This is a genomic window from Hydrogenophaga sedimenti (genome assembly GCF_051857515.1).
Classification (GTDB): Bacteria; Pseudomonadota; Gammaproteobacteria; order Burkholderiales; family Burkholderiaceae_C; genus Hydrogenophaga.
The window spans coordinates 37,483-49,083 of the sequence record NZ_JBPZHA010000005.1 but is presented as its reverse complement, the minus strand read 5'-3'; the positions used below and the strand labels follow the sequence as shown (position 1 = coordinate 49,083).

Genomic DNA, 11,601 nt, shown 5'->3' with positions numbered 1-11,601 from the left:
GCACTCTTGCGCTGGCCTTGTCTGGGACAGCCTGCTCCGTGGCGGCCACGCCGCCTCCTGCGGGTGATCCTTTGGCGGGACTGGTGAAACAGGAGCGGCTCTTTCGTTCGCCGGGCGGACAGACGCGTGTCGAACAATGGGTCGTCAAGGGTGAACGCGAGCCACAGGTGGTACGGGCCCAGCGCTACGTGTCTGGCATGTCGCTGGTGCGTGGGATCAGCTTGGTGTTCCTTGCCACACAACGGGAGTGGATGCTTTCACTGAACGGTCTGCTGACGCCTCTGCGGTCGCTGCCGGAGGGGCAGGCGCCAGTGCCGTTGCTTGTGCCAGGGACGCCTGTCTTGAATCTGTATTCATTTGACCACGACGGTCGCCGCTGGCAGCTCGCGATCCTCTCCCGTCAGGATCCGACACCGTTGCCGGGCATCGCGACCGAGCAGGAGCAAAGCCTGGATCTTCTGCTGTGGAGGCCGGCGGACCGCTGACGGCCCGAACGGCTCAAGGCCCGGTGTCCGCGGCGTCGATGGAGAGCGACCGCGCGGCCATGTCCAGTGACTGGCGCGACCGGTCACCCAGGACACAGGGTTTCGCCGCACCGTAGTGGGCGAAATTCCGCGCAATCGACGCCGCATACGTCGGGTCGTAGTGGGTCTTCAGCAGGTCCAGCACCACTTCTTGTGTCTTTCCGGCGCGGACGTTCTCGACCCAGCCATTGACCACCGCCTTGCCGCGCAGCTCGGTCAGGGCTTCTAGCCGCTCACAGAAGAAGTCGGGGTCCTCGACGAAATGGGGATAGTCCTCCATCAGCAGCGCTGCACGCTCTTCGTCGGGAAGCTGCAGGTCGATGCAGGGGCTGGCGCGCATGGCTTCGATCAGGGCCTCGGGCACGCGCAGGTTGCCCACCTTCCTGCTCTCGCTCTCGATGAACACCGGCCGCTGCGGGTCGAAGCTGCGCAGCGCGTCCCAGACCAGGCTGTCGAAGCGCTTCTGGCTCGGCTGCTCGATGCCCGGCAGGTGGCCGAGCACCGAGCTGCGGTGCCGCGCGAGGCCTTCGAGGTCGAGCACCTGTGCGCCTTGTGCGGCCAGCGCGTGCAGCAGCCGGGTCTTGCCGCTGCCCGTGGGGCCGCAGACCACGCGGTAGTGGTGGCGGTGCGCCTGCACGACCAGGTCGTCGACCAGCGCCGCGCGCCAGGCCTTGTAGCCGCCCTCGATCAACGTGACCTGGAACCCGATGGCGCCCAGGATGGTGGCAAGGGCGCCGCTGCGGTTGCCGCCGCGCCAGCAGTACACCAGCGGCTTCCAGTCCTTGGGCTTGTCGATCACCTCGCGTTCGATGTGTGCCGCGATGTTGCGGGCGGCGATGGCGGCGCCACGCTTCTTGGCCTCGAAGGCGTTGACCTGCTTGTACATGGTGCCGATCGTGATCCGCTCGGCATTGTTCAGCGTGGGCCAGTTGAGTGCGCCCGGCACGTGATCGAGCGCATGTTCGTCTTCGCTGCGGGCGTCGATGATGGTGTCGAACTCTCCGAGGCGGCAGATCGCCCCGGTGGCGGGCAGGGTGTGGACGGGCATGTGCCGATTATCGTTTCGGCAGCAACGGCAACAGGGCTGGCCAGACGTTGGCGGCCAGCGTCGGCTGGGCCGCTTCGTTGGGATGGATGCGGTCTTCCTGGAACAGCGAGGTCGGGTCGGGCTGGTCGGCCACGCCCTTGAGCAGGAAGGGGACGAGGGCCGTTTTCTCTGCATCGGCGACCTGCTTGAACAGGGCCTGGAAGTCGCGCGTGTATTGCCCGCCGTAGTTGGGCGGCACCTGCATGCCGACGATCAGCACCTTGGCACCGGCATCCTTGGATGCCTTGGTCATGGCGGTCAGGTTCTCGCGGGTCATGGCCAGCGGCAGCCCGCGCAGGGCGTCGTTGGCGCCCAGTTCGATGACCACCACCGCCGGCTGGTGCTGCCTGAGCAGGGCTGGCAGGCGCGAGCGGCCACCGGAGGTGGTGTCGCCGCTGATGCCGGCATTGATCAGGCGCACCGGGCGCTTTTCGCGGTCGAAATGCGTCTGCAGCAGCTGGATCCAGCCGCTGCCGCGACGCAGTCCGTATTCGGCGCTGATCGAATCGCCGACCACGAGCACCTTGGTGGCGGCCGGCGCCTGTGCCAGCGCGGCGTGGAATGCCCCGCTGGCGAGGATTGCGCAGAGCAGGGCGTTACAGTGACGGCGTTTCAACACACGGCCTTTCAGGGCGAACCCGATGTCCCAGGAAATGATTGAGGTACAGCACGTGTTCAAGTCGGTCACCGACGCCACGGGCACTCTGACGATTTTGCGCGATATCGATTTCTCGCTGCGCAAAGGGGAAACCGCCGCCATCGTCGGCGCCTCCGGTTCGGGCAAGAGCACGCTGCTGTCGATCATCGCCGGGCTGGACACACCGTCCAGCGGCACGGTGCGCATCGACGGTGAAGACCTGTTCTCCCGCGACGAAGACCAGCGCGCCGCCCTGCGGGCGCAGAAGCTGGGGTTCGTGTTCCAGAGCTTCCAGCTGCTGGGCAACCTGACGGCACTGGAGAACGTGATGCTGCCGCTGGAGCTTTCCGGCCGGCGCGACGCGCGCGCCACCGCGGCCGCCATGCTCCAGCGGGTCGGCCTGCAGGAGCGGCTGGGGCACTACCCCAAGGTGCTCTCGGGCGGAGAGCAGCAGCGCGTGGCGCTGGCGCGCGCCTTCGTGGTCCAGCCGGCCGTGCTGCTGGCCGACGAGCCGACGGGCAGCCTGGATTTCGCGACCGGCGAGAAGGTGATGGAGCTGATGTTCGCGCTCAACCGGGAGCAGGGCACGACGCTGGTGCTGGTCACGCACGACCGTGCGATCGCACAGCGCTGCGAGCGGCGCATCACGATCGAGGAAGGACGCATGGCGGTGCGCGACTGAGTGCGCGCCGCGCTGCACTCTGGAGAGACCTCCTCTGTTTGGGAGATGGAATGCGGTTTCGTTCGTTCACATAATGGGGCGGATCGGGCATCTGGCCCACGGCGGTGGGCCGGATCCCGGCGCTCATCAGGGACCCCATGAACAGAACACAGTTTTTCAGGGCTGCGGCCCTGCTCCAGGCGCTGCTGGCGCTTTCCCTTTCCTTTGTCTCCGTGAGCGCGCAGTCTGCGGAGAAAGCCAAGCCGCCCCGGATCTTCGCCAAGGCTGCGACCGATTCGCCCAAGGTCCGGGGCATCATCATCAAGTACCGGCCAGGCGCACCTCTCACCAAGAGCCTGTCCAGCCAGTACGCCGGCCAGAACGCCGCCGGGCTGGGTTTCACCAAGGCCAGCGAGGCCGCCAACCGGCACGGCATCAGCCTGCTGTTCAACAAGACCCTGGTGACCGGGGGGTACCTGCTGAGCCAAAGCACACCGCTCCAGCCGGCACAACTGCGCCAGCTGATCCAGGACATCGCGCAGGATCCGGCGGTCGAGTATGTGGAAGCCGACGGGATCCGCCGCCACATGTCGACACCCAACGATCCGAACTATGCGTTGCAATGGCAATACTGGCGCACGCAGGCCACGACGAACATGGCCCTGCCGGCGGCCTGGGACCTGGCCACCGGGAGTGGTGTGCGCGTGGCCGTGGTCGATTCCGGCGTCACCGCCCATCCCGACCTTGCCCCCAACCTGATCGGCGGATACGACTTCATCTCCGACCCCTGGATGGGCAACGATGGCAATGGGCGCGACAGCGATCCGTCCGATACGGGCGATGGGGTGAGCGCGTCGGACTCGTACTGGGAATGCGGTGACGACTACACCGAGTACCCCTCGACCTGGCATGGCACCCATGTGAGCGGCATCGTCGCGGCCGTTGCCAACAACGGCATCGGGATCGCAGGCGTGGCCCCTGGGGCGAAGGTGGTGCCGGTGCGTGTGCTGGGGCGTTGCGGTGGCCTGGTCTCGGACATTGCCGAGGCCGTCATCTGGGCCGCTGGTGGCAGCGTCCCCGGGGTGCCTGCCAATCCGTATCCGGCCCGGGTGATCAATGTTTCACTGGGCGCCAAGGCGGCCTGCACGGCCACGGAGCAGGCCACCATCGACACGGTTCGAGGGCTGGGGGCCGTGGTGGTGGTGTCTGCCGGCAACGCCAACGACAACGTGCTCAACTACGCCCCGGCCAATTGCAATGGGGTGATCACCGTGGCGGCGAGCAGCGATCTCGGTGACAAGGCCAGTTTCTCCAACTATGGTGCCACGGTGGGTCTGGCAGCGCCAGGCGCAGGCATTCTGTCCACCTACAACTTCGGCTACTGGGCCCCCGGGACGGCGGACTACTGGTACATGGACGGTACCTCCATGGCCGCCCCGCATGTGGCCGGCGTCGCGGCCCTGCTGCTGCAGCTCAATCCGGGGCTCACCCCCGATCAGGTGGCGGCCCGGCTGAAGCTGGGCAGCACGCCATTTGCCGCCCCGTGCTCCGGTTGTGGCGCCGGACACCTCAACGCCTATGGCGCACTGGTTCCGCCCACCTTCGCCGCCGGGACGGTGTTCCGCTTCTACAACCTGAGGACAGGGATGCACCTGTTCACCGCCTCACCCAGCGAACGGGACACGATCCTCGGGGCACTGCCTTCCTACCAGTACGAACGGGCGGCCTACAAAGTGCAAACCTCTGCTGCCGTAGGTTCTTTGCCGGTCTACCGGTTCAGGAACCTGAGCAACGGAGCCTACTTCTACACCATCAGCGAGGCCGAGAAGAACGCTGTGCTGGCCCTGCCGTACTTCACCCTGGAAGGGGTGGCGTGGTGGGCCAGAAGTGCCAGCTCCCCGGGCATCGGCACCATTGCGCTGCACCGGTTCCGGCACCTGGCGACGGGTTCGCACTTCTACTCGTATTCCGCCACCGAAGTCGCCGACATCCGGAACAACCTGTCCCAGGTCTACGCCTACGAAGGCATCGCTTTCTACGTCTGGCCGCTTTGACCGGTCCGGCCGTCGCATGATCCGTCGGGCGCCAGCGAACTCTGCAGCAGGGCACGCAGGCGCAGCGGGCGCACCGGTTTGCCGATCACCGGGAACCCGGGTGGCACCTCTGCCGGGTTGTCGCCGGTCAGCAAGGCGGTCAGGCGGGCACGGGTGTCTCGACGGGCCTGCTGCAGGACCTGCAGGCCGTCCCGTTCGCCCGGCAGTCGCCAGTCGCTGAGCACGGCATCGAAATCTTCCGATTGCATGCGCGCCAGCGCGCCGGCGGCGCTGTCCTCCGTCACCACCACCAGCCCCCAGCCGGAGAGCATCTTCTCCAGGGCGTCGCGCACCAGGTTGTTGTCGTCGACCACCAGCACACGCCAGGGGGGCAGAGCGGTCGCCGACGGCGGCCCGGTCTCTGCCTGGCCTCCCTGCGCCTTCGATGGGGCGGCGGCGCCGCGCGGCACCTGCAGGGAAAAGCAGGAGCCCCTGTCGAGCACCGAGCGTACCGAGACGGGGTGGCCCAGCAGGCGCGCCAGACGCTGCACCGTGGCCAGTCCGAGGCCGGTGCCACGCTCGGCATCGCGGGCAGGATTGTTCAACTGCGTGAACTCTCCGAAGATCGCTTCCAGTCGGTCTTCGGGAATGCCGATGCCGGTGTCGAACACCTGCAGCAGCAGGTGATCGCCGCGCCGGCGGGCGGCAAACAGGATGCTCCCGCGTTCGGTGTAGCGCACCGCGTTGCTCAGCAGGTTGGACAGGATGCGTTCCAGGAGAACGGGGTCGCTCAGCAGCCACTCGTCCTGCGTGTGCAGGCGCAGCCGCAACCCCTTGTCGCGCAACGCCAGGTCGTGCAGGCGCGCCACGCGCAGCATCAGCTCGGGCAGGTGGATGGGCTCGATGCTGGCAACCACCTTGCCCGCATCGAGCCGGGCGATGTCGAGCACGCCCGCGAGCAGCCGGTCCAGCGCGTCGATGCATTCCCCCATGCGCTCGATCACGCCGGGACTGGTGTCACCCCTGGCGAGCACCGTGTGGTAGAGCGTCAGCGCCTGCAGGGGCTGGCGCAGGTCGTGGCTGGCGGCGGCGAAGAAGCGCTGCTTCTCCTCGCGGGCTTCCTGGGCCTCCATGCGCAGCGACAGCGTTTCTTCGAGTTGCTGGCCGCGGTCGTGGATCAGGCGGTGCATGAGCACCAGAAAGCTCGTGCCGATCACGCCCATGACCCACATGTAGGGCTGCGGGCTCATGAAGAGCGAGACGATGATCGGCCCGACCAGCAGGGGCAGGGCCAGCTTGAGCGTGGGGGCGTGGGAAGACGCGGAGAAAGAGAAGCCGATGCAGCTGGACACCATGATCACCGTCAGCGCCAGCTGCCGGGCCGCGTTGCCGTGGTCGAACAGCAGCACGCCCGCACTGCCCCAGGCCAGGGCGCTGTAGAGCACGCGGATCTGATGCCGGCGCAGCGTGCGCCGGATCAGCATGGTGTCCGGTCCCGGGTCCTTTGTCCTGAACACCAGGCGCATCGTCTGGCTCAGTGCGATCAGCGCCAGCCAGATGCCGGCCTCCAGCAAGTGGTCCGGGTAGCCGAAGTAGCCGGCGGTCAGCAGGCTGATGGCGGTCTGCCAGACCACCGAGACCAGCGGCACCCGCGCGCCCAGGCGCAGCACCTCCCGCAGGATGCGGATGCGGTGCTGTTCGGCAATGGCGATGGCGGGGTTGGGCGGCGGCAGTGTGCTGTCGGTCATGGCATGGGCCCGCGTGGTCCGGGCTTCAGCGCAGTGCCGCTCGCGCGAGCATGACCGCCTGCAACCGGTTGGTCACGCCCATCTTCTCGAAGATGGCGTCAAGGTGGTTCTTCACTGTGGCGGGCGAGATGCCCATGGCCTGGGCGATCGCCTTGTTGCTCTCGCCGGTGGCCAGCATCTGCAGCACATCCAGTTGCCGCGGTGTCAGACCGAAGTCCTGTGCGGGCAGGCCGCGTGTGGCCAGGCTGGTGTTGACGGAATACACCGTTTCGCCGCTGGCGAGCCGCCGCAAGGCATCGAGCAGGGCGTCCATTTCCAGCGACTTGGAGAGGAAGGCCACCAGGCCGGCTTCGCGCGCATGCCGGGGCAGCCGGTCGTCGTCCTCGCCCGAAATCAGGCCGAAGCTGACCATGGGGTGGAGGGATTGCAGCTCGACCGCACACGACAGGCCATCGCGGCCGGGCAGCTTGTAGTCGATCAGCACGAGATCGAACCGGTTCGGGTCGTCGGCCAGCAGTGCCCTGGCCTGCGGCAGGGTGGCAACCGCCACCACCTCGCACTCCGGCTCCAGCTTGTTCAGGGCCATCACCAGACCCTCGCGGAACAGCGGGTGGTCGTCCAGCAGCAGCAGTCGAAAGCTCTTGAGCGTGTCCACGCGGCATCACCTCGATGTGGTATGAAGTACAGCTTACCGCGGGCGGATAGCCTTGTTCATAGGCTGTTCGGCCTATTGTCCGGCCCGCCGGGCGCGTGTCCCAATGCAGACACACCCGACTGGAGCCCATTGTGATGTCCCATCCGACTCCCCGCATCCGACCGACCGCCTCGCTGCTGGTCGGCGTGGTTGTCGCTGTCTTGCTGACCGCCTGCGGGGGCGGGACCGAGGCCGGGACACAGGAGAAATCCGCGGAGGAAGAGCGCGCGCCGACGCACAAAAGCGGGGACGCTGCCCTGGCGAAGGCGGCGGCCACAGGCATCCCGGTTTACCGCTTCTACAACACCGGGACCGGCGCGCACTTCTACACCGTCAGCGAAACCGAGCGCGCCACGATCCAGGCGACCCGCCCCGACATGCCGTTTGAAGGGGCGGCCTTCTACGCGAGCAACGTGTCCACGGCCGGCCTGAGCCCGGTCTACCGCTTCTACAACACCCGCACCGGCGTGCACTTCTACACCATCAGTGCGTCGGAGCGTTCGACCATCCTCGCGACCCTGCCGCATTTCACCGACGAAGGCATCGCCTACTACGCCAGCACGGCGCCTGGGTTCGGTCTCACGCCGCTCTACCGGTTCTACGTGGCGAGCAAGGGGTTTCACTTCTACACCGCCAGCGCCGCCGAGCGCGACCGCATCCAGTCGACCCTGGCCGGCATCTACACCTACGAGGGCGTGGGCTACCACGTGATGGACAGCGGCTGGGTCGGGGAGAAGCTGCCCAACACCGGGGTGTCGGGCGCACAGTGCTTCGAGACTGGCACGAACATCCTGGTGAACTGCGCCGCCGCGAGCGCGATCGCCCTGAGCCGGCAGCAGGACGGCACCCGCTTCTTCTACAACACCGAGTTCTACAACCCGGTGGGCAGCGCTCCCCTGACCGACTGCGTGCAGTCCGACCTGACCGGCCTGGTGTGGGAGGGCAAGACCGCGTCCGGCCTGCGGGCCGGCAGCAACAGCTACACCAACGCTGGCGGCGGTGGCGCGGGCGACACCAGTGGCTACATCGCCGCCGTCAACGCCAGCAACCTGTGTGGCTTCAGCGACTGGCGGCTGCCCACGCCCCAGGAGCTGCAGAACCTGGTGCGCTACGGGGTGGTGGGGCCGATCAGCATCAACCTGTCGAAGCTGCCCAACACCAGCGACGCGGCCGGTGGCTACTGGAGCAGCGCCGCGGCGCCGCTGGGTGGCACCCAGCGCTGGAGCCTGTCTTTCGGCACGGGTGCGCGTTCCACGGCGGCGCCGTCGACGCTGCGGCATGTGCGCCTGGTGCGCGGGGGCGCGTTCGGTGGTGCGCGGTTCGTGTTCGGGTCGGCCAGCTATCCGGGTGACGCAGCCAACAACCTGGTGATCGACCGGCAGACGGGCCTGCAGTGGCGGCGCTGTGTCGAATCGAAGACCTGGAACGGCAGCACCTGCGTCGACGGCGGGGTCAGCACCTTCCGCCACGCCAACGCGTTTGCGCTCGCTGGCAGCGCGACCGGCTGGCGCATGCCCAACGTCAAGGAACTGAGCAGTCTGGTCGAACCGTCCAGGGGCAGCGCTCCGCTCCTCGACACCACGGCGTTTCCGAACACGCCGCTCGCGGCCTTCTGGTCGACCACGCCGGCGGTGAATTCCGCCTCGGCATCCGATGTGAATGCCTTCGGCGTCGACTTCATCGACGGGCAGGTGCGGGCGTATTCGCGCGCTTTCCTGTTTGCCGTGCGGCTGGTTCGGGTGCCCGGCTGAGAAACGGCCCGTCCGTGGCATTCGGTCTGGAACCGTCGCGGGGATAATCACGGGATGTCCTCCCCCAAAGTCCTGTTCGGCTTCCACGCCGTCGGCGTGCGCCTGAAGACGGCGCCGCAATCCATCATCGAGATCTACTTTGAACCGACGCGGCGCGACCAGCGCATGCGGCAGTTCATCGACCGCGCCAAGGAAGCCGGCGTGCGCCTGATCGAGGCCGACGGGCTGCGGCTGGCCAAGCTGGCCGGCAGCCACGGCCACCAGGGCGTGGCCGCGCGCGTGAATCCGCTGGAGCAGGCCCATTCGCTGGACGAACTGCTGGAAAAACTCGAAGCCGAAGGCGTGGCGCCGCTGCTGCTGGTGCTCGACGGCGTGACCGACCCGCACAACCTGGGCGCCTGCCTGCGCGTGGCCGACGGGGCCGGCGCGCACGCCGTGATCGCGCCCAAGGACCACGCGGTGGGCATCAACGCGACGGTGGCCAAGGTGGCCAGCGGCGCCGCCGAGACCATGCCGTACTTCATGGTGACCAACCTGGCGCGCACCCTGAACGAACTCAAGGAACGCAACATCTGGATCATCGGCACCAGCGACGATGCCCCCAAGACGCTGTACCAGGTCGACCTCAAGGGCGCGGTGGCGCTGGTGCTGGGCGCCGAGGGCGACGGCATGCGCCAGCTCACCCGTAAGACCTGCGACGAGCTGGTCGGCATCCCCATGAAGGGCGGTGTCGAGAGCCTGAACGTCTCGGTCGCCAGCGGCGTGTGCCTCTACGAAGCGCTGCGCCAGCGCGGCTGAATCTCCTTGACTGTCTGATCAGGATCGCTCCATGAACTTCCGAATCGCTTCCCTTGCCGGCCTTGTCACCCTTTCCGTGCTGGCCGTGCTCGCGGGCTGTACCCAGGAACAGCAGAACAAGATCAGCCGCGACATCCAGAACTGGACCGGCACCAATGGCGTGCTGGAGGTCTACGCGGGCGACAAGCTGGCCCGCCGCTTTCTGGCGATCGACAAGATGAGCACCGCGATGGGCACCGAAGACGGCAAGCCCCGCGCCTACCGCTACGGCTACGGCGTGCTCGACGAAAACCAGAACATGACCGTCGATCCGGGCGAGAAGAAGGTCTACTTCGAAGTCAGCGACTACACCAACGCGGTGTTCTTCGAGAACCCGCACTGACCCGGTTTCTTTCCCCGCCCCTTTCCCATCACAGGAGCCCACCATGAACCTCGTCGAACGTGTGCAAGCGATCCTGCTCAAGCCCAGGGAGACCTGGCCGGTCATCGATGCCGAGGCGGGTGACATTCCGTCGATCTACAAGAACTACCTGGTCTACCTGGCGGCGATCCCGGCGATCGCCACCTTCATCGGCCTGAGCCTGATCGGTGTCGGCGGCTTCGGCCTCAGCTTCCGGGTACCGATCCTGGCCGGGCTGGTGAACATGGTGGTCGGCTTTGTGCTGTCGCTGGCCATGGTCTATGTGCTGTCGCTGATCGCCGACGCGCTGGCGCCCAGCTTCGGCGGCCAGAAGAACGGGCTCAACGCCTTCAAGCTGGTGGCCTACGGCGCGACGGCCGGCCTGGTCGGTGGCGTCTTCAACCTGATTCCCGCGCTGTCGATGCTCGGCCTGCTGGCGGGGCTGTATTCGATCTACCTGCTCTACACCGGCATTCCCGTGCTGATGAAGGCCCCGGAAGAAAAGGCGCTGGGCTACACGGCGGTGCTGATCGTCTGCGGCATCGTGGCGGGCCTGATCGTTGGCGCGGTCACCGCCATGTTCTCCGGTGGTGGCCCCGGCATGATGATGGGCGGCGCGACGCCGCCGGCCGAGGTCAACATCAAGGTGCCCGGCTCCGACGTCACCATCAACACCGCCAAGCTCGAAGAAGCCGCCAAGAAGATGGAAGCGGCCGGCAAGGAAATGGAAGCCGCGCAGGCCAAGGGCGACTCGGCGGCCGCCGGCAAGGCGCTGGGCGACATGATGGGTGCGCTGGGCGGGCAGGGCGGCAAGCCGATCGCTCCCGAAGCCCTGCAGGCCTTCGTGCCCGCCAAGCTCGGCGCGATGGAACGCTCCGCGATCGAGGCGCGCACCGACAACGCCATGGGCATGAGTTTCTCCAGCGTGACCTCCGAGTTCCGCAACGACAAGGGCCGTGTCGAGGTCAAGGTGCAGGACATCGGCGCCATGCCGGCCCTGATGATGGCCATGGGCGCCTGGGCCAGCAGCACGGTCAACCGCGAGACCCAGACCGAGGTCGAGAAGGTCTACAAGAAGGACGGCGTGGCGGTGAAGGAGGAATACCGCAAGGATGGCAGCCGCGCCGAGATGACCATGATGCTGGCCAACGGCGTGATGATCGAGGTGACCGGCGACAACGTGGACATGGACGGTGTGCGCTCGGCCCTGAACAGCCTGGACCTCAAGGGCCTGTCGGCGATCGCGCGCGAGAAGTGAGCGGGTGCTG

11 protein-coding genes are annotated in these 11,601 nt (G+C 67.1%); 7 read left to right on the top strand and 4 right to left on the bottom strand.

The features are described from left to right. Nucleotides 1–38: 38 nt before the first annotated feature. On the top strand, nt 39–485 hold the full coding sequence (locus tag ACS5NL_RS09670) for a hypothetical protein (RefSeq protein WP_439353529.1): 447 nt from the start codon (nt 39–41) through the stop codon (nt 483–485). A 13-nt stretch (nt 486–498) separates the two neighbouring features. On the opposite strand, the gene mnmH is transcribed toward ACS5NL_RS09670, so the two are convergent. Then, nucleotides 499–1,572: a tRNA 2-selenouridine(34) synthase MnmH gene (mnmH, locus tag ACS5NL_RS09665; protein WP_439353528.1), complete on the bottom strand. Its 1,074-nt coding sequence runs from the start codon at nt 1,570–1,572 to the stop codon at nt 499–501. A gap of 7 nt (nt 1,573–1,579) precedes the next feature. Next, a complete protein-coding gene (locus ACS5NL_RS09660; protein WP_439353527.1) occupies nt 1,580–2,227 on the bottom strand; it encodes an arylesterase in 648 nt (215 codons plus the stop codon). A 25-nt stretch (nt 2,228–2,252) separates the two neighbouring features. On the opposite strand from ACS5NL_RS09660, the gene ACS5NL_RS09655 reads away from it, so the two are divergent. Continuing rightward, nucleotides 2,253–2,930, top strand: coding sequence for an ABC transporter ATP-binding protein (locus ACS5NL_RS09655; protein ID WP_439353526.1), 678 nt, complete (start codon nt 2,253–2,255; stop codon nt 2,928–2,930). A gap of 137 nt (nt 2,931–3,067) precedes the next feature. Continuing rightward, entirely contained in the window at nt 3,068–4,963 is a 1,896-nt protein-coding gene (locus ACS5NL_RS09650; protein ID WP_439353525.1) for a S8 family peptidase, read from the top strand. Here the strand turns inward: ACS5NL_RS09650 and ACS5NL_RS09645 are convergent. After that, a complete protein-coding gene (locus ACS5NL_RS09645) occupies nt 4,945–6,690 on the bottom strand; it encodes an ATP-binding response regulator (protein WP_439353524.1) in 1,746 nt (581 codons plus the stop codon). The genes ACS5NL_RS09650 and ACS5NL_RS09645 overlap by 19 nt on opposite strands. 25 nt (nt 6,691–6,715) lie before the next feature. Beyond that, nucleotides 6,716–7,345 (bottom strand): response regulator transcription factor, encoded by a 630-nt coding sequence (locus ACS5NL_RS09640; RefSeq protein ID WP_439353523.1) that lies wholly within the window; start codon nt 7,343–7,345, stop codon nt 6,716–6,718. A gap of 134 nt (nt 7,346–7,479) precedes the next feature. Between ACS5NL_RS09640 and ACS5NL_RS09635 the strand changes: the two genes are divergently transcribed. From ACS5NL_RS09635 to ACS5NL_RS09620, 4 genes are read left to right on the top strand one after another with little or no spacing between them, the layout of a single operon-like run. Further along, the gene (locus ACS5NL_RS09635) at nt 7,480–9,135 is read left to right on the top strand and encodes a DUF1566 domain-containing protein (protein WP_439353522.1); all 1,656 of its coding nucleotides are present in this window, start codon (nt 7,480–7,482) and stop codon (nt 9,133–9,135) included. Nucleotides 9,136–9,189: 54 nt separating this feature from the next. Then, complete coding sequence (gene rlmB / locus ACS5NL_RS09630; protein WP_439353521.1) at nt 9,190–9,933, top strand: 23S rRNA (guanosine(2251)-2'-O)-methyltransferase RlmB; 744 nt, start codon at nt 9,190–9,192, stop codon at nt 9,931–9,933. A 31-nt stretch (nt 9,934–9,964) separates the two neighbouring features. Continuing rightward, entirely contained in the window at nt 9,965–10,315 is a 351-nt protein-coding gene (locus ACS5NL_RS09625; protein WP_439353520.1) for a hypothetical protein, read from the top strand. 43 nt (nt 10,316–10,358) lie between these two features. Next, nucleotides 10,359–11,591, top strand: a complete 1,233-nt coding sequence (locus ACS5NL_RS09620; protein WP_439353519.1) for a Yip1 family protein — start codon at nt 10,359–10,361, stop codon at nt 11,589–11,591. Nucleotides 11,592–11,601: the final 10 nt, after the last annotated feature.